Origin of the sequence: Deinococcus phoenicis, from assembly GCF_000599865.1 — a bacterium.
Taxonomy (GTDB): Bacteria; Deinococcota; Deinococci; order Deinococcales; family Deinococcaceae; genus Deinococcus; species Deinococcus phoenicis.
This window is the reverse complement of the sequence record NZ_JHAC01000082.1, coordinates 34,819-60,479: the sequence shown is the minus strand read 5'-3', so window position 1 is coordinate 60,479 and position 25,661 is coordinate 34,819. Positions and strand designations below refer to the sequence as shown.

Annotated in this window: 22 protein-coding genes; 17 read left to right on the top strand and 5 right to left on the bottom strand. The window is 66.9% G+C overall.

Going from position 1 to position 25,661, the window contains the following annotated elements; translation table 11 throughout:
• Window positions 1-18: 18 nt before the first annotated feature.
• Entirely contained in the window at window positions 19-1,020 is a 1,002-nt protein-coding gene (locus DEIPH_RS17280; protein ID WP_034360661.1) for an NUDIX domain-containing protein, read from the bottom strand.
• A 40-nt stretch (window positions 1,021-1,060) separates the two neighbouring features.
• On the opposite strand from DEIPH_RS17280, the gene DEIPH_RS17275 reads away from it, so the two are divergent.
• Window positions 1,061-2,353, top strand: a complete 1,293-nt coding sequence (locus tag DEIPH_RS17275; protein ID WP_034360659.1) for an O-acetylhomoserine aminocarboxypropyltransferase/cysteine synthase family protein — start codon at window positions 1,061-1,063, stop codon at window positions 2,351-2,353.
• Window positions 2,354-2,376: 23 nt separating this feature from the next.
• Here the strand turns inward: DEIPH_RS17275 and DEIPH_RS17270 are convergent, their stop codons facing one another.
• Window positions 2,377-3,063, bottom strand: coding sequence for a TM2 domain-containing protein (locus DEIPH_RS17270; protein WP_034360657.1), 687 nt, complete (start codon window positions 3,061-3,063; stop codon window positions 2,377-2,379).
• Window positions 3,064-3,139: 76 nt separating this feature from the next.
• The gene (locus DEIPH_RS17265; protein ID WP_034360655.1) at window positions 3,140-3,988 is read right to left on the bottom strand and encodes a methyltransferase domain-containing protein; all 849 of its coding nucleotides are present in this window, start codon (window positions 3,986-3,988) and stop codon (window positions 3,140-3,142) included.
• A 73-nt stretch (window positions 3,989-4,061) separates the two neighbouring features.
• Here DEIPH_RS17265 and DEIPH_RS17260 point away from each other — a divergent pair, with 73 nt between their 5' ends.
• The gene (locus DEIPH_RS17260; protein WP_034360741.1) at window positions 4,062-4,730 is read left to right on the top strand and encodes a cysteine hydrolase family protein; all 669 of its coding nucleotides are present in this window, start codon (window positions 4,062-4,064) and stop codon (window positions 4,728-4,730) included.
• Window positions 4,731-4,787: 57 nt separating this feature from the next.
• On the opposite strand, the gene DEIPH_RS17255 is transcribed toward DEIPH_RS17260, so the two are convergent.
• Entirely contained in the window at window positions 4,788-5,870 is a 1,083-nt protein-coding gene (locus DEIPH_RS17255; protein WP_051517489.1) for a bifunctional nicotinamide-nucleotide adenylyltransferase/Nudix hydroxylase, read from the bottom strand.
• A 107-nt stretch (window positions 5,871-5,977) separates the two neighbouring features.
• Here DEIPH_RS17255 and DEIPH_RS17250 point away from each other — a divergent pair, with 107 nt between their 5' ends.
• From DEIPH_RS17250 to DEIPH_RS17200, 11 genes are all read left to right on the top strand, one after another.
• Complete coding sequence (locus DEIPH_RS17250) at window positions 5,978-6,475, top strand: YbjN domain-containing protein (protein ID WP_034360653.1); 498 nt, start codon at window positions 5,978-5,980, stop codon at window positions 6,473-6,475.
• Window positions 6,476-6,556: 81 nt separating this feature from the next.
• Window positions 6,557-7,612 carry a PP2C family protein-serine/threonine phosphatase gene (locus tag DEIPH_RS17245; protein ID WP_034360651.1) on the top strand — a complete coding sequence of 352 codons (1,056 nt, stop codon included), beginning with the start codon at window positions 6,557-6,559 and terminating at the stop codon, window positions 7,610-7,612.
• Window positions 7,613-7,686: 74 nt separating this feature from the next.
• Window positions 7,687-8,064 carry a RidA family protein gene (locus DEIPH_RS17240; RefSeq protein ID WP_034360650.1) on the top strand — a complete coding sequence of 126 codons (378 nt, stop codon included), beginning with the start codon at window positions 7,687-7,689 and terminating at the stop codon, window positions 8,062-8,064.
• 122 nt (window positions 8,065-8,186) lie between these two features.
• Entirely contained in the window at window positions 8,187-8,972 is a 786-nt protein-coding gene (locus tag DEIPH_RS17235) for a PSP1 domain-containing protein (RefSeq protein WP_051517488.1), read from the top strand.
• Between the two features lie 446 nt (window positions 8,973-9,418).
• A complete protein-coding gene (locus DEIPH_RS17230) occupies window positions 9,419-12,802 on the top strand; it encodes a helicase-related protein (protein WP_034360646.1) in 3,384 nt (1,127 codons plus the stop codon).
• 30 nt (window positions 12,803-12,832) lie between these two features.
• Window positions 12,833-16,813 carry an Eco57I restriction-modification methylase domain-containing protein gene (locus DEIPH_RS17225; RefSeq protein ID WP_081790986.1) on the top strand — a complete coding sequence of 1,327 codons (3,981 nt, stop codon included), beginning with the start codon at window positions 12,833-12,835 and terminating at the stop codon, window positions 16,811-16,813.
• Window positions 16,814-16,879: 66 nt separating this feature from the next.
• Window positions 16,880-18,661 carry a GmrSD restriction endonuclease domain-containing protein gene (locus DEIPH_RS17220; RefSeq protein ID WP_034360644.1) on the top strand — a complete coding sequence of 594 codons (1,782 nt, stop codon included), beginning with the start codon at window positions 16,880-16,882 and terminating at the stop codon, window positions 18,659-18,661.
• 154 nt (window positions 18,662-18,815) lie between these two features.
• Window positions 18,816-19,052 carry a hypothetical protein gene (locus DEIPH_RS17215; RefSeq protein WP_034360642.1) on the top strand — a complete coding sequence of 79 codons (237 nt, stop codon included), beginning with the start codon at window positions 18,816-18,818 and terminating at the stop codon, window positions 19,050-19,052.
• A gap of 427 nt (window positions 19,053-19,479) precedes the next feature.
• Window positions 19,480-20,415, top strand: a complete 936-nt coding sequence (locus DEIPH_RS17210; protein ID WP_034360640.1) for a hypothetical protein — start codon at window positions 19,480-19,482, stop codon at window positions 20,413-20,415.
• Window positions 20,412-21,176: an ATP-binding protein gene (locus DEIPH_RS17205; protein ID WP_034360638.1), complete on the top strand. Its 765-nt coding sequence runs from the start codon at window positions 20,412-20,414 to the stop codon at window positions 21,174-21,176. Before DEIPH_RS17210 ends, DEIPH_RS17205 begins: the two co-directional genes overlap by 4 nt.
• A complete protein-coding gene (locus tag DEIPH_RS17200) occupies window positions 21,173-22,525 on the top strand; it encodes a P-loop NTPase family protein (protein ID WP_034360636.1) in 1,353 nt (450 codons plus the stop codon). The genes DEIPH_RS17205 and DEIPH_RS17200 overlap by 4 nt, the downstream gene beginning before the upstream one ends.
• 113 nt (window positions 22,526-22,638) lie before the next feature.
• On the opposite strand, the gene DEIPH_RS20360 is transcribed toward DEIPH_RS17200, so the two are convergent.
• Entirely contained in the window at window positions 22,639-22,986 is a 348-nt protein-coding gene (locus DEIPH_RS20360; protein WP_152545015.1) for a helix-turn-helix domain-containing protein, read from the bottom strand.
• Between the two features lie 111 nt (window positions 22,987-23,097).
• On the opposite strand from DEIPH_RS20360, the gene DEIPH_RS18945 reads away from it, so the two are divergent.
• The 4 genes from DEIPH_RS18945 to DEIPH_RS17175 all read left to right on the top strand — a co-directional run bounded on the left by DEIPH_RS18945 (window position 23,098) and on the right by DEIPH_RS17175 (window position 25,650).
• A complete protein-coding gene (locus DEIPH_RS18945; RefSeq protein WP_161636092.1) occupies window positions 23,098-23,706 on the top strand; it encodes an HNH endonuclease in 609 nt (202 codons plus the stop codon).
• Window positions 23,707-23,878: 172 nt separating this feature from the next.
• Window positions 23,879-24,100, top strand: a complete 222-nt coding sequence (locus tag DEIPH_RS17185) for a helix-turn-helix domain-containing protein (RefSeq protein WP_034360634.1) — start codon at window positions 23,879-23,881, stop codon at window positions 24,098-24,100.
• A gap of 53 nt (window positions 24,101-24,153) precedes the next feature.
• A complete protein-coding gene (locus DEIPH_RS17180; RefSeq protein WP_034360632.1) occupies window positions 24,154-25,356 on the top strand; it encodes a tyrosine-type recombinase/integrase in 1,203 nt (400 codons plus the stop codon).
• Window positions 25,357-25,425: 69 nt separating this feature from the next.
• The gene (locus tag DEIPH_RS17175) at window positions 25,426-25,650 is read left to right on the top strand and encodes an aldo/keto reductase (protein WP_034360630.1); all 225 of its coding nucleotides are present in this window, start codon (window positions 25,426-25,428) and stop codon (window positions 25,648-25,650) included.
• Window positions 25,651-25,661 lie beyond the last annotated feature (11 nt).

The following is a 25,661-nucleotide window of genomic DNA, read 5'->3' as shown; positions in this document are numbered from 1 at the left end:
GGGTAAGTCCTGAAGACTTCAGCCGGAGGCCGGGGCAGCAACGCTCCGGCCCTTTTGCCATTCCCGCACCATCGCCCGGATGAGCGGCCCGCTGAGATCGGCCTCCGGGGGAAGGGCGCCGGGCGCGAACCAGGCCGCACCGTGAATCTCCTCGGCAGGCAGGGCCAGTGTTCCCGCGACCCCATGTGCCCGGTACAGCACGCTCACGTTGTCGATCACGTCCCCGTGGGGGTAGGTGAAGCGGTAGTCGGCCCCGGCATACAGCCGCAGCGGTTCGAGGTGGGCAGCGCTCAGGCCGGTTTCCTCGTGGAGTTCCCGGGCCGCGCACTGCTCAAGGCTCTCGCCGGGTTCGAGGCTGCCTCCGGGAAGAGTCCAGCGCCCGGTACCACCGTGCTTCAGCAGCAGCAGGCACCCCGCCTCGTCCGTCACCAGTACGTTCGCGCCGGGAGCGAAGAGGGGACGCGGGCCGACCAGCCGCCTCAACGCCAGCAGATGATTCCCGGTGGGCGGCGCGTCCGGCACGGGCAGCAGCGGCAACGGCGGCAGACCCACGCGGGCACGCAGGACATTCATGCTCACGCGGTTGATGTTGCTGTTCAGGGGCGGCAGGTCGTCCAGCGCGAACCACGCCAGGGCCAGCGTCTCGCCGCTGTCGTCCGGCACGGCGTGTGCCAGGGCCGCAGCGGGCAAGGTCCCCTGCGTCCGCAGCCCGACCAGATAGATCTCGTGCCCGTTGGGATAGCGGTGGTAGAACTCTGGTCCGCTCACCAGCCCTTCCCTCAGGTCCATCAGGGAGAGGTCCGGGCAGCTCAGGCCCGTTTCTTCCCGCAGTTCGCGGTGGGCCGCTTCCAGAAACGTCTCGCCCGGCTCCAGCCCCCCGCCCAGCACCCCCCACAGGCCGTCGTCCCCCCGCTGCTGAAGCAGGACCCGGCCCGCCTCGTCCTGAAGCAGCACGCTCACGCCGACGGAAACCAGGGGCGCGCTGCCCCACACGGCGCGCAGTTCGGACAGGTAGGACATGCCCGCCACCCTAGCGGCTCCCGGCGCGTAGCGTGGGCGCATGACGGACACCCGACCGACTGGCATCGAATGGACCGACACCGACTGGAGCTTTGAAACCGCCGCCGTGCAGACCGGGATTCCGCGCGGCCTGGGCGAGACGGTCGGCATCCCGGTCCATCAGGCCGCCGCCTTCCAGTTCAGCACCCTGGAAGAAGCACAGGATGAATTTGCCCGCAACCAGGGTCTCAGCTATGCCCGCTTGCAAAACCCCACTGTGCGCGCGCTGGAAGAGCGCCTCACCGCGCTGGAGGGCGGCGCGGCGACGGTCGCCCTCGCCAGCGGGCAGGCGGCCACCCTCACCGCCATCCTGAGTGTGTGCCGGGCCGGCGACCACGTGGTGTCCACCGCCAGCGTGTTCGGCGGCAGCGCGGGCCTGCTGAACAACATCTTGCCCCTGATGGGCATCTCGGCCACCCTCACGGAGAACACGCCGGACGCCATCGGGGCCGCCATGCAGCCGGGCACCCGCCTGGTCTGGGCCGAGACCATCGGCAACCCCGCCGGGGACGTGCCGGACCTGTCGGCGCTGGCGCAGATCGCGCACGAACACGGGGCGCTGCTGGGCATCGACAACACCTGGGGCGGCGTGGGGTACCTGTGCCGTCCGTTGGACTTCGGCGCGGATATCGTGACGCACTCGCTGACCAAGTGGGCGGGCGGGCACGGCAGCGTGATGGGCGGCAGCGTCACCGTCGGCACCCGCCACGACCTCACCCGCAACCCCATCTACACTGACGGCAGCGAGAACAGCGTGCTGAACGTGCGGGGCGCCGCAGCCCTCGCGTGGCGGCAGCGCTGGCTGGGCGCGCACCAGATGGGCATGACCCTGGCCCCCCAGAATGCCTTCCTGCTCGCGCAGGGTCTGGAGACGCTGGCGCTGCGCCTGGAACGTGAATCCCGGACGGCCCTGGCGCTGGCGCAGTGGCTGGAGGAACAGCCGCAGGTGGGGCGCGTGTCCTATCCCGGACTGCCTGGCAGCCCCTGGCATGCCCTCGCCCGGAAATACCTGCACGGCGGCTCCGGGGCGGTCCTCACCTTCGAGGTGCCCGACCCCGCCGCCTTCCTGGCCCGCCTGCGCGTGATCCGCATCGCGCCCAACCTGGGCGACACGCGCACACTGGTCGTCCATCCCTGGACCACCACCCACGGTCGTCTGCCCGAGGCCGCCCGCCGCGCCGCCGGCGTCACGCCCCAGTCCATCCGCATGAGCGTGGGCCTGGAGAGCCTGAAGGACTTGCAGGCCGACCTGGCGCAGGCGCTGGGCGAACTGGGCCAAGGGGAACCGGGCTAAGGGGAACTGCGCTAGGGCGCGGCTCAGAGCCAGGGCTTCTTGCCGATCACGTACTCCTGGTAAAACGCCTCGTCCGATTTGGTGAGGTACAGGATGCCCTCGACCAGCCCCAGCAGGCCCACCGCGCCGCCGATCAGGGCCGCCAGCGGCAGGGTGATGATCAGCCCGAACCCCAGCGTCAGCAGACCCAGGAACAGCGCCAGAATCCACACGCCGATGCTGACGCCCAGCATGATCACGCCCGGCGTGTTCATCCCCAGGTAGAACTTGTGGACCCCCAGGCTGCCCAGCACGATGCCCAGCAGCCCCGCGATCAGCCGCTTCTGCGCGATGTCGGCGGGTATGTCGGCGGAGGTCAGGGGGCGCTGCGCAGAGGGCCACCCGGACAGGTCGGCAGGCGGCGGGGCCGTCACCTGCGGGCCAGCGGGCACCTCCGGCGTCCTGGCCGTGTTCCCGGTGGCGCGGGCCACCCAGTCCCCCTCCTCCACGACCGGGCGGGGCGAGGCGCGCGGCACGTCGGGGATGCGGAGGTCATGGGCAGGCCCAGATGCAGCAGATCCAGGTGCAGCTGGTTCAGGTGCGGCAGGTCCGGTCACGGCGGACGGGGTGGCAGGGGCAGGCTCGGCGCGCAGCACCTCGTCCACCCAGGAGGGCACCTCCGGCCTGGGCGCAGGTTCGGTTCCGGGGGGTTTCTCGTCGGGGTTCGTCATGGCTTGCCTCCTTTGGCTCCCATTACGCGCGGTTGGCCCCCCGCGTTGCGTCGCCTGAAAGATGCAGCCTGCCGGCTCAGCCTTCCGGCGCACGGCCCGAGGCGACGATCACGGGCACGGGCACAGTCAGAGGCCCCTGTGTGGGTGACTTCCGGGCGAACAGTTCCCGGAGTTCCGCCAGATGCGCCGCCCGCACCCGCTCCCGCTGTTCAGGCGGCATGAGGCTCCAGACCTGGCCTTCCACCCCGGCCTCGATCTCGGCCCAGCGTGCCTGCGGCGTGGCGAAGCGGTAGGGGAGAGCGTGCAGGGCGGCGGTGGCCTCCCGGAAGCCGGCTTCCCGCAGCACCTCCTGGGCGGCTTCCGGCGTGGGGAGCCGGCCCAGCGGCGGCGCGGCGGGCTTGACCCCCTCCTGCGCCAGCCGCGCCGCCCACAACGCCGGGAGTGGCCCCAGCAGGCCCCGCGCAAAGGACGTGAAGGCCACCTGCCCGCCGGGCCGCAGCACCCGCCGCCACTCGCGCAGGGCACCAGGCATGTCCGGCACGAAGAACAGCCCCGAGGCACACAGCACCCGGTCGAAGGCCCCGTCCGGGAAGGGGAGGCGGGTGGCCTCCGCCTGCTCGAAGGTCACCTGGGGCAACCCGGCGGCCCGGCCGCGCGCCACCTCCAGCATCCGCCCGGCCACGTCCACGCCGACCACGTGCCCCCGGGGGCCAGCGGCCGGGGCGACCGCCAGCGCCACTGTGCCCGTCCCGGTCGCCACGTCCAGCACACGCTCCCCGGCTTGCACGGCCACGCCTGCCACAAGCTGCCGCGCCGCCAGGGTCAGGAAACCCAGATGGTCATAGCTGCCGGCCACCGCGTCGAAGAGGCGGGCATTCTGAAGGGTGCGCTCGTCGTCCTGCGGGGTCCTCGGCCCGGTCACCATGCGGCCATTGTCCACCACCGGCGGGCGGTCCCTGCGGTTTTCGCTGCCGCGCCGACTGTGCTATGACCTGCCCATGACCCTTCACGAGCAAGCCCGGCAGCAGGCGGATCTGTTGCAGCGGTGGATGAGCGATCTGCCCGAGCTGCCGCTGACCACCCGGCCCGAGCGTGTCGCCGTCGTATGCGTGGACCTGATCGAAGGCTTCACGCGTCAGGGCGCCCTCGCCAGTCCGCGGGTCGCGGAAATCATTCCGGGCGTGGTGGGCCTGATCCGGGGCCTGCTCGACTGGGGCGTGCCCGCCGGCAATGTCGTTCTGGTGCAGGACGCGCATCCCGCCGACGCCGAGGAGTTCCGCGCCTACCCGCCCCACTGCGTCGTGGGCACCCCCGAGGCCGAGGCGGTGGCCGAACTGCGCGCGCTGCCCGAGTTCTCCCGCTTCCGGCACTTCCAGAAAAACAGCATCGCCAGCCACACCAGCCCCGAGTTTCAGGCGTGGCTGGCGCAGGCCGACTTCGATACCGTGATCGCGCTGGGCGACGTGACCGACCTCTGCCTCTACAGCCTGGCGCTGCACCTCGTCACCTTCGGTATGGCGAACCAGAAGGACTGGAGGGTGATCGTGCCGGAGGCATGCGTGCAGACCTGGGACGCGCCGGGGCATCCGGGCGACCTGTACCACGCCCTCTTTCTGCATCAACTGGAACGCAACGGCGTGCAGGTCGTGCGGCGGCTGGATTTCTGAGGTTGGGTTTCTGAGGCTGGGCTTCTGAGCCTGCACTTCTGAACGCCCCGCCCCACCTCACCCCCGCATCAGGAAGTGCTCGATGATCGCGTGGTGGTCCTCGAAAAACAGTTCCGGCTGCGCCAGGGCCTCCGAGAGCGGCATCCAGAGGGCCTCGGCGGCGTCGGCGGCGGCCCGCAGCACCGGCAGTTGCCCGATCCCGAGGTCGAAGTGGAAGGCGTGCGTGACCGTGCGCCCGCGCTGGCTGCGGCCCGGATAGTCGAAGACCGCCTGGGCACGCACCCGCGCCGGAAGGTCCACGGCCTCGCTCAGGCCGGTTTCGCTGGCGGCGCGGCGGGCGGCGCAGGCCAGCAGCGTCTCGCCCGGTTGCAGGAAGCCGCCCGGCATGGCGAGCCGTCCGCGTCCCGGCAGCCCGGCCCGGCGCACGACCAGCACGTGCCCGCTGCGCGTCACCACCGCGTCCGCCGTCACGAACACGGGCGGAAAGGGGGCCTGTGCCCACGCCGCGCGGTACTCGCGCAGGTAGCGGTATTCGGCGCGCAGTTCCGTATCCTCGGGCGTCTGCCGGAAGGCGCTCAGAAAGGCATGGACGGCGGGCGGCACCATGCCCCGCACGGCCTCCAGACGGTCCTCGAAATAGGCGGTCCGCACGTCGGTGGCACTCAGCGGACTGACCACATGCGTGGGGATGAACTCCCAGGCCGGAAAGGAGCGCAGGTAGTAGCTGCTCTCGTCCTTGAGGTGCCCGATCAGCGCCACGTCGCCGCTGCCGTGCGTGTGCCCCGCCACCCCGGCCTGCACTTCCGAGAGCCACAGCCCCTCGTTGTAGAAATAGTCGCGCACATGCACGAACAGCACGCGGCTGCGGGGCACGCCCGCCTCCAGCAGCATCGCCGTGATGACCTCCTGCCGCTCCTCGGCGGTCCAGGGATTCCTGGTGTTGCGCGCCGCGCGGGCGCTGCCGATCACCACGATCAGCTTCTGCACGTTCTCCAGCGCTTCGAGCATCACCAGCAGGTGCGCCTGGTGCGGCGGTTCGAAGCGCCCGATGTACACCCCAAAGGTACGCCTACGCGGGCGGGCGGCTGGGGGAGAGGTCAGCGCCGGGTCATGGGGAGCAGGGTCGCGCGGCGGGATCATCCCTCACGGTGAGCGCTGGAGAAGATGTGAAGGGTGAGTCAAGGTGGCCGGACCCCGGCGGCTCAACCTGAACACACGACCGGTCCGAGACAGGGTAATGTGAGCTTATGAACAAACTTTTGCCGTTCGCTGCAACCCTTCTCCTGTCGGCTGGCCTGAGCAATGCGGGGGCGGGCGGAGCCGCCGCGCCGGTCACGGGTGGGGGGCAGGTGCAGGCCGCCACACCGGCTGCCGTGGCCGCCGTCTTGCGCGAGGCCGGGTATCAGGTCACCGCCAATCCGGCCAACCCCGACGAGGCCCCCAGCCTGACCGTCAAGGCGGGCGACTATGAACTCGACGTCTGGTTCAGCGGCTGCAAGGCGGGCAGCTGCGACCGGGTGACCGCCAGCACCAGCTGGGATTACAGCGACGACGAGGAGAATCTCGACCTGGACCTCGTGAACGAGTGGAACGGCGACTATTTCACCCAGGCTTACGTGTACGAGGGCAGCTACGTCCTCGACAGCACCTTCACCCTGAAGGGCGGCTACACCCGCGCGGCCCTGAAAGCCTGGATGGCCGACTACCTCAGCGACGCCGGGGAGTTCGAGGCCGCTCTGCCGTGATCCGGGCCTGAGGCCCGGCCCGGACCTCAGATGTGCAAAGGGTCATGCAGCCGGGGAAAAAGCTTCCCTTATATTGTTCACATGCGCGCCGCCGCGACGCCCCCCCTGTCCTCCGGGATTCTGACGGATGTGGGGCGTCAACGTCGCGTGAATCAGGACGCGGCCCTGGCGCTCGACCTGCCCCGGGGCGGGCTGTACGCGGTGGCCGACGGGATGGGCGGACACGCCGCCGGGGAACTCGCCGCGAATCTGGCGCTGGACACCCTCAGCCAGCAGTACCTCGACGGGCGTGCCCCGCCCCCCGAGCGGCTGGCGGAGGCGGTGCAGGCCGCCAACCTCGCGGTGCTGCGCCACGCGGTCGGGGAGTACGTGGGCATGGGCACCACGCTGCTGGCCCTGCTGGTGGACCGGGGCGCGGCCATCGTGGCCCACGTGGGCGACTCGCGGGCTTACCTGCTGCGAGAAGGTGAACTTCACCGCCTGACCGACGACCACTCCTGGGTGGCCGAACAGGTGCGCCTGGGCAACCTCACCGAGGAAGAAGCCCGGCACCACCAGTGGCGCAGCGTGGTGAGCAACGCGCTGGGCGGCGAGGAGCGGGTGCGGCTGGAACTGTTCGGGCTGCCGCTGCGGGCCGGGGACCGCCTGCTGCTGTGCAGTGACGGCCTGAGCGGGGTGGTGGCCGATCCTGCGCTGCTCGACCTGCTGCTGCGGCCCCAGACCCCCGACCGGGTTGCCCGCGCCCTGATCAACGCGGCCAACGATGCGGGCGGCCCCGACAACATCACCGCCGTGGTCGTGGACGTGCTGCACGACCAGCGGCCGCCGCACTACACCCTCCCGGTGCGCCAGGGCGACGGCCCGCTGTATGTGGACGTGCTGCTCAGTGCCCAGCGGGGCAGCAGCCCCCTGACCTACGTCCTGCTGATTCTCGCGTACTTCACGCTGCTCGGCGTGATGCTGATGCCCGAGTACCGCGTGGTGATCGGCCTGATCGGCGTGACGCTGCTGGTCGGGGTGGTCGTCGCGCAGCGGGTCACGCGTGCCCGCCTGGGCCGTCCCCCGCCGCGCCCCGCGCCTATCCGGGCCGCCCCGGCCCCGGGCGAGCCGCGCGAGGCCCGCAAGCCGTTCAGCTGAGGCCGCTGCCCGGCGGCTCCTTCTGCCGCCCGGGTCCGGGCCGCACAGGCCCAGTCGCGGGTACAGTGGAAGGCATGAAAGACATCGTGGAAACCCCCGCCGCGCCCGCCGCCATCGGCCCCTACAGCCAGGCCACCAGCTTCGGAAACCTGGTCATCACCAGCGGCCAGATTCCGCTGCGGCCCGACGGCAGTCTGGTCGAGGAGGACATCGCGGCGCAGACGCGGCAGGTCCTCGACAACATCAAGGCGGTGCTGGCGGCCGCCGGGACGGACCTGGGCCGCGTGGTCAAGACGACCGTGTTTCTGGCGGACATGAACGAGTTCGCCGCCATGAACGCGGTGTACGCGGAGTACTTCCAGCCGCCCTACCCCGCCCGCAGCACCGTGCAGGTGGCCCGCCTGCCCAGGGACGTGCGGGTGGAGATCGAGGTGATCGCCGAGCGGCACTGAGCGCCGGGGAGGCCTGCGCCGCTTCGTGACCCGGCTCTCGACGCCCCCGCGCCCGGCGTGACATCCTGCATGCCGTGGTTGTCCTTCCTGTCCGGTTTGAACGCAGTCCTCGCCTGCACGCGATGCTCAGCGCCGAGCCGCACGCGGTGGGGACCCGCGTCGTCGTGCAGGGCAAGCGCGGCCCCGAAATTGCCACCGTGCGCGGCGAGGGGCAGACCCCGGACGAGCAGGGCCGCTACGGCACCGTGCTGCGCGCGGCGACCCCCGAAGACCTCACCCGCTGGGAGGAGCTGCACCGCCAGGGCGAGGACCTGAAGTGGCTGCTGCGTGCCCGCGCCCGTGAGCGTGGCCTGCCCGTCAAGCTGGTGGCGGTCGAGTTCACGCTCGACGAGAGTCTGGTCACGGTCAGCTACAGCGCCGAGGACCGCATCGAGCTGGGCAGCCTGATCGGTGAGCTGCGCGCCCATACCCGCGCCCGCGTGAACTTCGCGGCGGTCGGCCCGCGCGAGCAGGCGCAGATGATCGGCACGCTGGGGGCCTGCGGGCGCGAGAACTGCTCCAGCAACCACCTCCAGGAGTTCGCCCCCGTCAGTATCAGGATGGCCCGCGATCAGCAGCTCCCGCTGAATCCCGAAAAGCTCAGCGGCCCCTGCGGTCGCCTGCTGTGCTGCCTGCAATTCGAGCACACCCAGTACCTCGACCTGTTGGGCGACCTGCCCCGCAAGAACGCCCGCGTGTGCCACACCGGCAGCGGCGCGTGCGGCAAGGTCACCAAACTGCACCCGCTGACCGGCACGGTGGACGTGCATACCGACCAAGGCATGCTGCTGGGCGTGCCCGCCGCCGAGCTGACCCGCGCGCCCGAAGCGGCGGGCGGCAAGGGCAAACGCGCAGAAGCAGACGCCTGAAGTCCCCGCGCTGTCCGGCCCCCCAGCCCTATTGATGCCAGCCCCGCCGGGGCAAGAAAAAATCCCTCCACATGGGAGGGACTTCTTCTTTCTGTGCTGGTCGAGGCGGCGAGATTTGAACTCACGACCCCTACCACCCCAAGAGGACCTGAACCTTCATGGTCCGTCCTTCTTCATCACGGAATTGCGTTAGAGACAGGCTTTCTATGCTCTGCCCATCCCAACCTGTTCTCAGAAGTCCCCTTCTGCCCCGGCTGTGTAGCACGCGTGTAGCACGCAGACAGGGCAAGGTTTTATACCTGCGCAGCAAGGTGTAGTCCTGTCCACTCCCTTTCGCACTGGGTTGCGGCTCAGACAGGCGCTGAAGTCGGGGTAGACCCAATCCCGCTGTCAGACTGCTGGCAACTCTGGCCCCCGCCCTGACCGCCCGCACTAGTATTGGCCTAGTGCCCCGGATTTTTGACAATATTGATCTGCACCTCAAGGACGCCTTACGCGACACGATGGCCCATGCCCAGCGGGCCGATTTCTGCGTGGGTTACTTCAACCTGCGGGGCTGGAAGCTGGTCGACGATCTGGTCGAGGGCTGGGCCGGGCGGGAAGATTCCCGCGTGCGCCTGCTGGTCGGAATGCAGGAACTGCCGGAAGGCGAGTTACGCTCGGCCTTGCGGCTCCTCGGTAAGCCGGAGGGCATGGACAACCGCACCGCCCTGGGGCTGCGCCGCAAGGTGGCCGAGGGGTTCCGCAACCAGTTGATGCTGGGTGCGCCCTCCAGCAGCGACGAGGCGGGCCTGCGCCGCCTGAGCCGTCAGCTCAAGTCAGGCAAGGTCCAGGTCAAGCTCTTTCTGGAATTTCTGCTCCACGCCAAGCTGTATCTGTTTCACCTACCGGGCGGGGTCACGCCCCGGATGGCCTTCGTCGGGTCGAGCAACCTGACCTTCGCCGGGTTGCAGCGCCAAGGCGAGCTGAACGTGGACGCCGCCGACCACGACGGCACCCAGAAGCTGGCCGACTGGTTCGAGGCCCGCTGGGAGAACCGCTGGGCGCTGGACATCTCGGAAGAATTGGCCCAGATCATCGACGAGAGCTGGGCCGGGGAACAGGGCCATACCCCGCACGAGATCTACCTGAAGATGGCCTACCACCTCTCGCGGGAGGCGCGCGCCGGGGTGGGCGAGTTCCGTATTCCGCGTGACCTGGAAAATGTCCTCTTTCCCTATCAGGCTGCCGCCGTGCAGATCGCCGCGCACCACCTGAACCGCCGGGGTGGGGTGATGCTGGGAGACGTGGTGGGGCTGGGCAAGACCCTGATGGCGACAGCCCTGGCGCGGGTCATGCAGGACGACCACGGCACCCGCACCCTGATTATCTGCCCGGTGAATCTGGTGCCGATGTGGGAGGACTACGTTCACCGCTACGGACTGACGGCTAAGGTCATGCCGATCAGCCGGGCGGCCCATCATCTGGCGAATACCCTGCGGTATCAGGTCGTGCTGATCGACGAGAGCCACAACCTGCGGAACTGCGAGGGCCGCCGCTACCGCGCCATTCAGGAGTACATCACCCAGAACGAGAGCAAGGTCATCCTGCTGTCGGCCACGCCGTACAACAAGGAGTTTGCCGACCTGGGCGCCCAACTGCGGCTGTTCGTCCCCGAGACCACCGACCTGGGCATCCGCCCAGAGATGCTGATGCGGGATCTGGGGGAAGCCGAGTTCACGGCCAAGTTCCAGACCCAGCCCACCACGGTCGCCGCCTTTGAGAAGAGCGAGTACGCCGACGACTGGCGCGACCTGATGCGGCTGTATCTGGTCCGGCGCACCCGCAGTTTCGTCTTGCAGAACTACACCCAACTTGATCTAGAGACGCAGCGCCGTTTTCTGACCTTCGCCGGGGGCGCGCGGGCCTACTTCCCAACCCGTCGCCCCCGCACCGTGACCTTCGCGGTGGATGAGGGGGACCCGGCCGACGCCTACGCCCGCCTGTACGCTCCGGCGGTCGTGGAGCTGATCGGCAAGCTGGCTCTGCCGCGCTACGGCCTGGGCAACTACATCAGCGAGAAGGCACGGGCCACCGCCACCCCCGCCGAACTGGAGCAACTGGGCAACCTGGGCCGCGCCGGAAAACGCCTGATCGGCTTCTCGCGCACCAACCTCTTCAAGCGGCTGGAAAGCAGCGGGGCCACCTTCGTGCAGTCGGTCGAGCGGCACGTCCTGCGAAACTACATCTTCATGCACGCGCTGGAGGCCGGAAAGCCACTGCCCATTGGTTCGCAGGGGGCCGACCTGCTGGACGAGCGGGATGACGACGCCGAGGGCCTTTTCGCGCTGGACGGCGACGTGGCGCTGGAGGGCGAGCAGCCTTCTGCCGACGCTTCCGCCGACGCCACAGACGCCGCGCTTCTTCGCAGTGAAGCCGCCTACCGGGCCAGGGCGGCGCAGATTTACGCCCGCTACGAGACGGACTACCAGAGGCGCTTCAAGTGGCTGCGCCCCGAGCTGATGACGAAGAAGCTCCACGACGCCCTGAACAGGGACGCCCGCGCCCTTCTCGGCGTTCTGAACAGTGTGGGCGAGTGGCGGGCCGAGGCCGACCCCAAGCTCGCTGCCCTGCTGACCCTGCTGACCGAGACGCACCCCACCGAGAAGGTGCTGATCTTTTCCCAGTTCGCGGACACCGTGAATTATCTGGTGGCCGAGTTGCGGCGGCGCGGAGTGGGTCGGGTGGAGGGTGTCACCGGATCAAGCCCCGACCCCAGCGCCCTGGCCTGGCGCTTCTCGCCGCAGAGCAACGGCAAGGCGTATCCCCCTGACCAGGACATCCGAATTCTAATCGCCACCGATGTGCTGTCGGAAGGTCAGAACCTGCAAGACGCCCATATCGTCGTCAATTTCGATCTGCCGTGGGCGATCATCCGGCTGATTCAGCGGGCGGGCCGCGTGGACCGCATCGGGCAGAAGGCCCCCAACATCGAGAGCTATTCCTTCCTGCCGTCCGACGGCGTGGAGCGGCTGATCAACCTGCGTGCCCGGGTGCGTCAGCGCCTGCTGGAAAACGCCGAGGTGGTCGGCACCGACGAGCGGTTTTTCGAGGACGACGAGGCGCAGAAGCTCTTCGACCTGTACCACGAGAAATCCGGCCTGCTGGATGACGAAGACGACGGCGACGTGGACCTCGCCAGCCGCGCCTTCTCGATCTGGGAAAAGGCGCTGAAGCGTGATCCGACCCTGGCCGTCCGCATCCCCGGCCTGCCCGACGTGGTGTACAGCACCAAAGCTCACCAAGCCGCCCCCGAAGCGCCCCCCGGCGTGTTGGTCTACACCCGCACCCCCAGCGGCTACGACGCTCTGGCCTGGATGGATGAGCAGGGCCGCAGCGTGACCCAGAGTCAACTGCGGATTCTGGAGGCGGCGGCCTGCGCCCCCGATACCCCGGCCCTGGAGCGTCTGCCGGAGCACCACGACCTCGTGCAGGCGGGGGTGGCGCATATCCACACAGAGGAGAGCACGGCGGGCGGGCAAGTGGGGCGGGCCAGCGGCCCCCGCGCCCGCACCTACGACCGTCTCAAGCGCTACGCCACAAACCTGGAAGGCACCCTCTACTCCTCGCCTGAACTTCTGCTCGCCGTAGACGACATCTACAAGTTTCCGCTGCGGGCCTCGGCCCTCGATACCCTCTCTCGCCAACTGCGGAGCGGCATCAGCGATGAGGGGCTCGCCGCGCTGGTGCTGACGCTGCGTGAGGACGACCGCCTGAGCCTCAAGCAGGACGAGGACGACAAGCCGAGCGAGCCGCAGATCATCTGTTCGCTGGGCCTGCGCTCCGGCTGAATCTGCCCTCCATCCCCCGAAAGGACCGCCATGACCTCTACTTCCAAGCCCACGTCACCCAAGACCCTCAGCGCCGCCGACCTCAAAACCCTGCGCGGCCACCTGCGTTCCTTCGAGTTCGCGGAAGTCATGAACCTGCTGGGGTGGAACCGTCCACGCGGGGGTATGTCCAGCACCGTCCAGGTGGGCGGCCAGAGCTACCCGCTGCGGCGGATCGCGGAGCTGGGGGGCGTGGCGGTGCTGGAAGCCGTGACCACCGACCCCGACGACGTGCTGCCCGACCACGCCGCGCGGCTGGCCGTCAGCAATGCGCTTGCTGTGACGCAGCGCGAGCACCTGCTGATCTTCGTGAACCGGGCACGCACCCAGAGCCAGTGGCTGTGGGTCAAGCGAGAGCTGGGCGAGGGCGAGAAGAAGGCGAAGGCGCAGCCCCGCACCCATACCTACGTGAAGGGTCAGCCCGACGACCTGTTCGTGTCCAAGCTCGCGGGCCTGTTCGTGGATATGGCCGAACTGGACGGAGACGGCGAACTGAAGGTCACCGAGGTCGCCGCCCGCCTCGCCGCCTCGCTGGACTCGCAGGCCGTCGTCAAGCGGTTTTACGACGAGTTCAAGCGGGAGCGCATCGCCTTCACCGAGCAGATCGAGGGCATCCCCGACGAGCGCGACCGGGCGTGGTACGCCAGCGTCATCCTCAACCGGCTGATGTTTGTGTATTTCCTCCAGCGCAAAGGCTTCTTGAACGTGGCCGGGAGCAAGAGCGGCGACCTGAACTACCTTCAGACCAAATTGAAAGAGAGCCGGGGCCGGGGCGAGGGCCGCTATTACCCCGAGTTCCTGAAGGCGCTGTTTTTCGAGGCGTTCGCCAAGCCGGACGGGGACCGCAGCCCCGAATCCGTCGCGCTGACTGGACCCATTCCCTACCTCAACGGCGGCCTGTTCCTGCCGCATCCCATCGAGGGGTGCTGGCCCGACATCTTCATCCCCGATGGGGCGTTCGACCTGATGCTGGGCCTCTTCGGGCGCTACGACTGGAATCTGTCGGAGGAGGACCGGCACGCGGGCGGCCTGGACCCGGACGTGCTAGGCCACATCTTCGAGAAGTACATCAACCAGAAGGGCTTCGGCGCGTACTACACCCGGCCCGAGATCACCGAGTACCTGTGCAAGCAGACCGTAGACCGGCTGGTTCTGGAGCGCATCAATGCCCGCAAGGGGCCGGGCGAGAGGGCCGCCACCCACCTGGGTGACGCGCTGATGAACGCCGACGCCAACCTCACCCGGCACCTGCTAACCGCCCCGGACGGGTTGAGGAGCCTGAGCCTGCTGGACCCCGCCTGCGGTTCCGGGGCCTTTCTGGTCGCAGCCCTCAAGACGCTGCTGGACGTGTATTCCACCCTGATGGGCCGCATCGACGCCTTCAACGACCCCACGCTGAACGACTGGCGCGAGGGGCTGCGCGGCGGCCACAAGAGCGCCAACTACAACCTCAAGAAAAAGATCATCACCGAGAACCTGTACGGCGTGGACATCATGGAGGAGGCCGCCGAAATCGCCAAGCTGCGCCTCTTTCTGAGTCTGGTCAGCAGCGCCAACACGCTGAACGACTTGGAGCCGCTGCCCAACATCGACTTCAACATCCTGACCGGCAACAGTCTGGTGGGCCTGCTGCATGTGGACGAGGCCGATTACGACCGCCTGAACCCGCAGCAGAGCATGTTCGAGCCGCGTTACCCCGACATCATCCGGCAGCGCCTCATCGACCTGAACAGTTACCGCCACGCCGCGAACCTCAAGCTGGGCGACCTGCGAACGCTGCGCGACAATATCGAGGCCAACCGGCAGGCGGCGCAGGCCACGCTGAACCGGCTGCTGCTGGCCGAGTTTCACCGTCTGGGGATCAAGTACGAGCAGGCCACCTGGGACGCCGCGAAGGGCAAGGAAGGCCGGGCCACCAAGCGGGCGCTGACGCTGGCCGATATCGAGGCGCTGCGGCCCTTTCACTGGGGCTTCGAGTTCAGCGAGGTGATGGGCCGGGGCGGCTTCGACGCGATCATCGCCAACCCGCCGTGGGACATCGTGAAGCCCAACGGCAAGGAGTTTTTCGAGACGCACTCGGCGTTGGTCAGCAAGAACAAGATGGGCATCAAGGACTTCGAGAAGGAACAGGGCCGCCTGCTGGAAGACCCCGCCATCCGCGCCGAGTGGCTGGCCTACCAGTCGGGCTATCCGCACGTCAGCGCCTACTACCGCGCCGCGCCGCAGTTCGCCCACCAGAGCAGCACCGTGAACGGCAAGCGCACCGGCAGCGACCTGAACCTCTACAAGCTGTTTCTGGAACAGTCCTTCCGGCTGCTGCGTGACGGCGGCGAGTGCGGCATCGTGATTCCCAGCGGCGTCTATACCGACCTGGGCGCGAAGGGTTTACGGGAAATGCTGTTCGAGCAGACCAACGTGACGGGCCTGTTCTGCTTCGAGAACGGCAGTAGCAAGGGCGTCATCTTCGAGAACGTCCACCGCTCCTTCAAGTTTGTCGTCCTGAGCTTCCGCAAGGGCGGCCACACGGCCCGCTTTCCCGCCGCCTTCATGCGCCACGACGTAAAGGACCTGCTGGACTTTCCCGGCGCGGTCGGCCTGGACCTGACGGTGGACACGGTGCGCCGCCTCTCGCCCGATTCCCTGAGCGTGATGGAGTTCAAGACCGAACTGGATGCCGAGATTGCCGAGAAGATGCTGCGTTTTCCGCTGCTGGGCGAGCAGTTGGAAGGCGTGTGGAACCTGAAGCTGGGCACCGAGTTCCACATGACCAACGACAGCCACCTGTTCCGCACTGCGCCGGGGCCGGGGCGTCTGCCGCTGTACGAGGGCAAGATGATTCACCAGTTCCGCCACGACTTCGCCGCGCCGCGCTACTGGGTGGATGAGGCGGAAGGGCGGAAGGGTGTTTTGGGGCGGACGGGGGATACGGGGCAGAAGCTGGATTTTCAGGGCTACAGGTTGGGATTCCGGGACATTGCGCGGAATACGGATAACCGGACCTTGATTACTGCTGTCATCCCCCCACAAGTGTTCATGGGCAACACCATCAATTACTCGGCCTCGGTTGACCCGGTGGAAAGCCTATTCGTGGTGTCCGTCCTCAACAGCTACGCCTGCGACTGGGTTATTCGTCAAAAGGTGTCGGCTCACGTCAACATGTTTTACGCTTACCAACTCCCCATTCCCCGTCTCACCCCTTCCGACCCCGACTTCGCCCCCATCACTCAGGCGGCGGCGCGGCTGATCTGCACGGCCCCGGAGTTTGACGAACTGGCTCAGGCGGCGGGCCTGAGCGGAAGCGCGGACGGCGTGACGGACCCGGCGGGACGGGCAGCGCTGCGGGCCGAACTGGACGGGCGGGTGGCGCATCTGTACGGCCTGACCGAAGCCGAGTTCACGCATGTCCTGGGAACCTTCCCACTGGTGGCGCAGGAGGTCAAGGACGCGGCGCTGGCGGCCTACCGTGCGCTGAGGCCACCGGAGGGCGACCCCGAAACGGTCCGCATCGCGGCGGGCGGCGAGGGACACAAGGCGGAGTTCAAGGAGACGTTCGCCTGGGATGTGCGCGGCCAGAAGCAGGCCGATTACCTCAAGGCCGAGGTCTTCAAGACGGTGGCGGCGCTGGCGAATGCCGAGGGCGGCACGCTGCTGATCGGCGTGGACGATGCCGGGCGCGGTGTGGGGCTGGACGCCGACCTGGCCCTGCGCGGCAAGAACGAGCGTACGCCGGACAAGTTCGAGTTGTACCTGCGCCAGCAGTTGCGGGCCGCGCTGTCGCCGGACGTGGGCGTGTGGGTCCGCATCTCCTTCCCGGTATTGGACGGTCATCAGGTGTGCCGGGTAGACGTGCAGGCCGCGCCGGAAGAGGTCTGGCTGGGCGAGAAGTTCTGCGCCCGGATGGGCAACGAGTCGCGGTCGCTGGCGGGGGCGGACCTGACCCGCTACGTGCGGGGGCGCTGGCCGGGGCGGTAACGCAGGGCCTCCCGCCTGTTGACCGGACCTCGACTTCCGCTCCCGATTCACCGGAGGAATTTCCCGATGACCACCTCATTCACACCCGACAAGAAAGCCCTCCCGGACATGCTGAAGGCGGTGGCGGCGGGCAAGATTCAACTGCCCGACTTCCAGCGCGGCTGGGTCTGGAACGACGACCACATCCGCAGCCTGCTCGCCAGCGTGTCGCTGTCGTACCCCATCGGCGCGGTGATGATGCTGGAAACGGGGAACCCGGATGTGCGCTTCAAGGTGCGGTCCCTGGAAGGCGCACCGACGCCCGCGTCCCAGTCCCCCGACCACCTGCTGCTTGACGGCCAGCAGCGCATGACCAGCCTGTTTCAGGCCATCGCCAGCGGCAAGGTGGTGGATACCCGCGACGCCCGCGATAAGGACATCAAACGCTGGTACTACGTGGATATACGCTGGGCCAGCGACCCGGAGGCCGACCGCGAGGAGGCCTTTGTCAGCGTGCCCGAAGACCGCAAGCTGCGGAACTTCCGGAACGAGGTGGTGGCCGACTACAGCACGCCAGAGCTGGAGCGGGAAGCAGGGATGTTCCCCATGACGTTGATGTTCGGTGACTATGAGGACTGGGCCGAGGAGTACCGTGACCTCTCACCGGAGCACAAGCTGGTCTGGAAAGCCTTCAGGAAGGCCGTGCTGGAGCCTTTCCGGGCCTACCAGGTGCCGGTCATCACGATGGGCAGGGACACGCCCAAGGAAGCGGTCTGCCAGGTCTTCGAGAAGGTGAACACCGGCGGCGTGAGCCTGACCGTCTTCGAGTTGCTGACGGCCACCTTTGCCGCCGATGACTATCATCTGCGCGAGGCGTGGCTGGGCGACCCGGCAGAGGGGAGATCCGGCATCCAGGGCCGCCTGCACAGGTGGCCGGTGCTGGACCTGGTGGAAAGCACAGACTTTCTGCAATCGGTCACGCTGCTGGCGACCCGCGCCCGGAGGCTCGCGCAGATGGCAGAAGGCAAGGCCGCAAGCGAGGCGTCAGCGGTGTCCTGCAAACGTAAGGACATCCTGAAACTGACGCTGGACGAGTATCAGCAGCACGCCGGGAGCGTGGAGCAGGGTTACTTGCGCGCCGCCCGGTTCCTGCGGCAGCAGAGAATGTTCGTGGCCCGCGACCTGCCCTACCGCACCCAGCTTGTGCCCCTGGCCGCCGTGCTGGCGGTGCTGGGCGAAAAGGCTGACAGCGTGGCGGTGCAGGACAGGCTTGCCCGGTGGTACTGGTGCGGCGTCTTCGGTGAGTTGTACGCCAGCGCCACCGAAACCCGCTTCGCCAAGGACTTCCCTGAACTGCTGACGTGGATAGGCGGCGGAGCCGAGCCGGACACCGTGCGCGAGGCGAACTTCAACGCCGGGCGGCTGGACGCCCTCCGCACCCGCAACAGCGCCGCCTACAAGGGCGTGTACGCCCTGCTGATGCGCGACGGGGCCGAGGACTTCCGCACTGGGCAGCCTGCCACCGACACCAGCTATTTCGAGCAGAGCATCGACGTACACCACATCTTTCCGCAGAAGTGGTGCGAGGATCAGGGTATTGAGCGCAAGCGGTACGACAGCATCATCAACAAGACGCCGCTGTCTTACAAGACCAACCGCAAGATTGGCGGCGTCGCTCCCAGCGCCTACCTCGCCAGGCTCCAGCGGGACGAGACTGTATTGCCCGAGCGCATGGACGAAATCCTCGGCACCCATGTGATTGATGTGGCGGCCCTCCGCACCGACGACTTTGCGGCTTTTTACGAGGCTCGCCGCTCAGCCTTGCTAGACCGCATCGGGCGGGCGATGGGGAAAGCTGCGGTGGCGTAGGCGCTGGTCTGGCTTCCACCCGCTGGGGGGGTCCACAAATCTTCCGACGGCGTGAAGTGCTGCTTTGTAGCCTGCTTGTCGGGGAGCTGTGCATTGCGACTCGGCTCCCAACAGAACTGGGAGGTCAGCCATGGCAGGACTTCAGGAAGTCGAGATGCTCTGCATCAGAGAATTCGGAGGCGAGCGGGGCACCAAGGTCGTGGTGGTTTCACCCGGCGACTACGAGGGCTACTACGTCAACATGTCGCGTTCTGCCCGTGTGCCGGGCCGCCGGTTCAGGGGCATGGTCTACCCGACGGACAAGGTGGATGCCGACCGCAGATATTGCGTCCTGGCCGATGCCTCCGTCAAACGCGACCCCAACGCCTACGACGTACTCAACCCGGAGTAAGTACGGCGGGTCACCCCATGGGGTCACCCCCTTCAGGCCGAACGGGACGCCAGGTTGAGAACACTGCCTCGACCGCCACCAAGTCTACCCAGGGCCGCCGCGGCTCAACAGCGCGATTCTGACGGTGCCGTTTTCCCTCAGCGGCTGACAACAAGCCCACCCCACTGGGGGGAATCGCCAATTCCCTTCCTTGAATGGCGGCTTTTCGGCAATTACGTTGCTGGCCCGCCTCCGTGAGCTGGTGCCCGAAGATATGTCCTGGCAGCTGTATTCGGTGTTAGTTCCAACGCCGGAATATTGCCAAATACCATCATCTGTCTTCCTCTTTCACATTGCTGCATCTCGCATCCCAGCCCGTGCCCAGAACCCGCCCTACCTTCCTCGTGGCTCAGGCGGCGGAACCACCCCGCCGCGGCCCGAGGAGACCATGAACGGACAGAAGATCACCCCGGACGACCAGCGGAAATTCGACCCCTTCACGATGCCGCCCCTGTACATCCACTCGACGATGCGGGAGTACATCAACACTCAAAGCCTGACACCCCATTCCCTGGCGGCCCTCGTCTGGATCACCAGCCGGACCAACGGCAGTCGGGGCGAGTACTACGAAGCCGTGGGAAATATGGCGGCGGGTCTCGGCATGTCCCGGCGAAAGGCCCAGGGTGTCCTGCGTGATCTGGAGGACAGGGGCATCATCATTGGCCGCGCGCGGGCTGGAAGGGCCACCCGCTACCGGGTGCAGCCTTACGCTCAGTGGAACGGCATCATGCTGGAACTGGATGAGCAGGAAGTGCCGCCGCCCGCGCAGGACGTGCCGTGGCGTGCGTCCCAGATGCTGACGCCAGTGCAGCAGGAGCCAGCGAAGGTAAGTTCCAGCAAGGGAAGAAAAGAATGGGAAGAACCTCAACCCCCTGAGCCGGGCTGCGCCCGAAGGGACGATCTGGGGACAAGGATGCTGGAGGGCACCGCCGAGGAGAGGCAGGCTGAGGTGCGCGCGATGAGCGGCCTCCTGGCCCAGGCGATCTTCAAGGACGACGGCAGGGCACCCGACCAGGCCACTGGGCAAGCCCTCGACAGGGTCAGCCAGCGCTTGTGGCGGATGGACAACTCGATGGATGCGGCGGAATTGAAGCGCGTTCTGGACCACATCGGCGCGGACCAGTACCGGGGCCGGGTCACGCTCAACGGTGCCTTCAACAAAGTGAACGAGTATCGCGCCGAGGCGGCCAGGGCCGTCCCCCGCGCTGCTCCTCTACGGCCTGCCGACCACCAGCCCACTGGGCTGACGTTCCAGCAAAAGGCCGCCGTGAAACGTGCTGAACGCGCGAGCGTGCAGGCCGCCAAGCCGGGAGCCGCGCAATGACCGAAATCATCCTCGACATGCATCACCCCAACCCGATCCTCCGGCCCACGGTGGAAACTCGCTGTCCAGCCTGTGGCATTCTCGCCGTCTACTGGAAGCCGGACTATGACAGGCGCGAGTACGTGGCCCTTTTCGACTGCGACTGCCGGATGCAGGAGCCGTACTTGCCCTATGCCAGAAAGTTGGAGCACCATCAGCGCCTCTTCCGCAGCCGTGTGCTGATGAAGGAGCGCTTGGGCCGGGACTACTTTGCCATGGCGGGGCGAGACTACGAAGAGTCCACGAGCAACGCCAGGGTCTGCGAGACCATGGCTGGCCTCGGCGCGCGCGACCAGGTCTTCCTGCACGGAGTGGGCGGCGTGGGCAAGACCCACCTGAGCATCGTGACGGCGGTGGAACTCCTCAATCTGGGCGTCACGGTCGAATACTGGCCGGAGGTGGCTTTCCTCGCGGCGTGCCGTGAATACACCATGAGTGACTCCGCCTTCAAGGTGCCGCCCGGACGCAGCGGGCAAGTACTGATCATCGATGACCTGGGTAAGAGCAAAACCAGCGAGTTCGTCGCCCAGGTGCTGTACGAGACGCTGGAGATGAGGGTGTCCAACGGTCTGGGACTGGTCATTACCAGCAACCACTCTCCTGAGGAGGCGGCCCGGCGTATGGTAGCTGACCCGGCTAACGCCGACGCGGTACGCTCCCGCCTTGAAGCGGGACATGTTCTGGAACTCCAGGGCTTTGATCGTCGGAGGGGTTCCAGATGAGCGAGCCGAGTGCGACCACCGGTTTTCTGTCGATTGTTATGCAGATGAGCGGACAGGGTCTCGACACCCTTGAACCCCTGCGCGACGCTGTCGCACGCCTGATGCCCGAGATGTTCACTGGCGAGGAGCGGCAGCTCTTCGAGGCCGCTTGCATCCTGCTTGATCAGGGTCACCTGCCCGTGGCTCACGCCACGGCGCGGCAAGCGGGGTTGCCACCGCTACGGGCCGGGCGGATCAAGCTCCAGGGCAGAGAGTTGTATGGCAATCTGTCGGCCGCGTTAGAGGGCGTCTTGCGCCAGCACGCGCAGGCCAGCACGGTTCAACGGCTCACCGCTGCACTTCAGGCTGCCAGTAAGGGTGACCTGAACACCGCCCAGGTTCTGGCCCAGGAAGCGGCTGAAAGCACACTTTTGGGCGATCCCGCAGCCTCGCTGCGCGACTATCACGCCTACGATGTGGATGCGCTTCCCGAGCCAAGATTGATCACTACCACCCTGCACCAGCTCAACGACGACCTGGGCGGCGGGCTGGGCGCGGGCGGCACTCTATGCATGAGCCTGATCGCCGCACCCTCGGGGGTCGGCAAATCCACCTTTGTCTTCCAGCAAATCCCCCACTGGCTGCTGACGGAAAAGCACTGGGTACTGTACGCCAGCGGCGAGATGACCGCCGACTACGTCTTCGGGCAGGTAACCCGCCTCCACGCCCGCCTCAGCGAAGCGCAGTACAACCTCCGCATCCCTAAGTTCCAGAGCAGCCTCAGGCGGGGCAACGCCCAGCTTCGGCAAGCCATCGAACAAGGGCGCTTCACTGCGCTCGATGAGGACTTCACCCCGGAGAGCATCCGCGCCCTGGCCCGGATCAAGGCGCAGGAATTGAAGAAGGCGCGCGAGGCGGGGGACGCCCCCGAGACAGCCCGGCTGATCGTGATTGTTGACAACTGGGACAACCTCTTCGAGAGCTACGACTTCGGCAAGCTCCGCGAGGATCAGGTCTTTCAGCGCGAGATGCAGCGCTTCGCTCGGCAGGCATCCGAATACGGCTATCACCACATGAACCTCGCCCAGACCAACGGCGAGGCCGAGGATGCCAAGGGTCCCGCCGAGGCTCACCAGATGCAGGGCAGCAAGAAGCTCAACGCCAAGTCGAGCCACCAGATCACGCTCTACCGCGCCCGCGATGCTCAGGCCGTCGCCAAGGCACTGAGCGAGGCACACCCACCGAATTGGGTCCACCCGCAGATTGGCGTCCGCAAGGCACGCGGAGGTGGGTGCTGTGGGGTGCGCCGCTATGCCACCGACGGCGCCCTGGGGAACTGGCACGACGTGCCCAACCACTCGGAGTTTTAAACAGCAAGTTGGACACTCTATCCGGAGTGCCCTGAACTTATGGCGCGTCGGGGGCCTTTTTGCACCCTGCACGTGTGGGCACGACCGCTGTCACGGTTCCCTGGGCAAATCCTTCAGTCGTTCTCCGGCCCGGGTTGAGTCGACCGGTCACCCTCTGAGCGTTCCTCATAATCCCCCCCTACCCCCGCCCCTGTCTCCTTCATCTGCTGTTCTTCCTCGGCGTCCAGGTACTCCAGAAGGTCACCGACCTTGTACTCGCGTCCGGTGAGGGTGCGCAGGGCCGTGATCAGGGCGCTGAGAGTTTCGAGATCCACCCGCGTTGGTGGCTTGTCACTGAGCAGGCGGTAGATGGTGTTCATTCGGCCCCGCTCCGTCTCCTGAAGCATGGCCTTCGTCAGCCTGTAGCCACCCAAGCCATGCTCCTTGGCAATTTCCGGCAACTTCCAGCGGACGTGAGGCATCACCGCACGATACGTCGGGAAGGGTTGACAAACGATATTTCTGCATGTGTTAATACACGGAGCGATTAGCAGAAATGATGGACTTAGACCCAGGAGGACGACATGGAACAGGTGCGATTCTTGGAGCTGCATGGCAAGCACGCCGAGGGCGAATACGCGACGACGTTGGTTGACGCGGACGTCTACGACCGTGTGGCCCCTTACCGCTGGTACTTCGACTTCAAGCGCATCCGTGCTGTAGATGGAAGTAAGCATGGCTACGTCGCCACGCGTATCGAGAAGGCCCCCGGCCACATCGTCCGGCGGAGCTTGCACTGGATGGTGCTGGGTATCGAGGAGCTTCCGGAGGGTGTGGTCGTCGACCACATCAACGGCGACCCTCTCGATAACCGCCGCCGCAACCTGCGGCTGGTCAACCCGACCCAGAGCGCTCTGAACCGCCGGGCAGCGCGCGGCAAGAGTGGCTACCGGGGGGTCCGCCACATCGAAAAGGAAAACCGCTTCGTCGCCATTCTCAAGCTCCACGGCGAACGCGTTGACCTGGGGTCGTTCCGGTGCGCGCGGGAGGCAGCCCGGCAGTGGGACATCTTCGCCCTCCTGGTCGGCGGCGAGGTGGCAGCAAGCCAGACCAACTTCCCTGCCCAGCAGTACGCCCGCCGTGTCGAGGCGCTGCGCCGCATGCTGACCCAGAGCTGGGGCCTGAGTCACCCCATGGGGTGATCTGTGCTCCACCTGTCCTTGCCTGATTCCCTCCCGGTACTGGAAGACCCCCGCGCCGTGCCCGCCCCATCGGGAGGATGGAACTACCCCGAGGCATTCGGGAACCCAGCAGAGGATGCGGCACTCACCGGGGACAGTCGTCTCCCAGAGGTCGCGGAAAGAGGCAAGGACCATGGAATACGACAGCAGCAAAGCGGTAGCCCCCGACCTTCTCACGGCGAAGCAGGTGGCTGAACGGCTCCAGGTAGGGCGCAACCGGGTCTACACGATGGCGAACGCGGGACTGCTGCCCTCGGTGCGGATCAGCGGCACGGTGCGCTTTCCACGGGCGGGCCTGGAGCGGTGGCTCAGCGGGCTGAGCGAGGCGCAGGGACAGGTCAGGGTAAACGGCTGACAGGCCGAAAGGGGGTGAGTCATGAGGCTCACCCCCACTTCAAGGGGAAAGGCATGCCAGAGAAGCGAAACAGACGCCAGGGCAACAAACAGGGGAGCTACTGGCTCCTCAAGGACGGGCGCTACCGCTGGTCCATCACAGTCGGCACGAGTGCTGAGGGCAAGCAGCAGCGGCGGACGGGAACCGCCATCAACATCACCGAGGCGAAAAAGGCGTTAGCCCGCGCGCTGACCGACCACGAGCGGGGTCTTCTGGGGGGACCGGAACGGGTCACGGTGGGCCAATGGCTTGCCCAGTGGCTCGCCCTCAAGCGCAACCAGGTCGGGCCGACCACCTTCGAGCAGTACGAGATGTACCTGCGTCTTTACGTCACGCCGTGTTTCAAGGCGATGCGCCTGCGCGACGTCAAACCCTCGCATGTACGCCACCTGGACAGTGAGCTGCTGGGGCGGAAACGTCCCCTCGCCAGTGCCACACGGGGCAAGGTGCTGTCCCATCTGAGGGCAGCCTTCGAGATGGCGGTGGAGGAGGGTCTGATGCCCACCAACCCCGCTCGGAACGTCCGTATCAAGGCCACCTCACAGGAAGAGCAGACCCGGCGGCGCAAGGCTATGGATGACGATGAATTGCGCCGCTTTATGGAGGCTGCGGCGAAGGTGCCCCAGCACGCCCTGCTGTACACCCTGTTCTCGCTGGGACTTCGTCGGGGCGAGGCTCTGGGTCTGCAATGGCGGGATATCGACCTTGAGGCGGGGACAGTGCGGGTTGAACGCCAGCTTAAGCTGCTCGGGAACGTCCCGGTGGAAGGAGTGCTCAAGACCCAGAGTTCACGCCGCGTACTGTATATCGCCGACGATCTCAGGGCAGTCTTGCTGAACCACCGCGCGCAGGAAAAGGCCAAAGCCCTCGATCTCGGTATGGCCTGGCATGAGCAGAACTATGTCTTCACCAGTGAGGTGGCGACCCCCCTCCATCCACGGAACGTCAACCGGATCATTACGGGCGTGTGTCGGGAGGCAAACGTACCGCGTTTCAGTTCCCACTCCGGGCGGCACACCAACATCACCCAGCGTCTCAAAGCGGGGCAGCAACTGGAGGTGGTGGCAGCTATCGCGGGTCACAAGGACATCAACACCACGCTGTCCCACTACCGGGAAGTCCTCGAACAGGAGAAGCGGGCAGCCACCTTTAACCTGGGTACCCACCTGATCCGCCCGGCGAAGATGGACGCTGATCGGGTGCATGAAGAGGTATGAGGGTCAAGGCGAACTCGTCTCTCGGCCAGGACCTCGAAATACAGACTGCGTAAGCCCCCAGCTATGAGGATGAGATGCCTTCTCAAGTCTGAGGTCACCGGACGCCAGGCCATCACGCCCGCGCAGGTGGCGACGGCCTGGCTGCTGTTGCCAGGCGTGACCGCACCCATTATCGGAGCGAGCAAGCTGCCGCACCTAGAAGATGCTGTGGCGGCGCTGAACGTGAAGCTCACGTCGGGGGACCTGCGGGCACTGGAGGAGCTTTACCAGCCTCATCCCGTACTCGGCATCTGACAGCGTCCGGT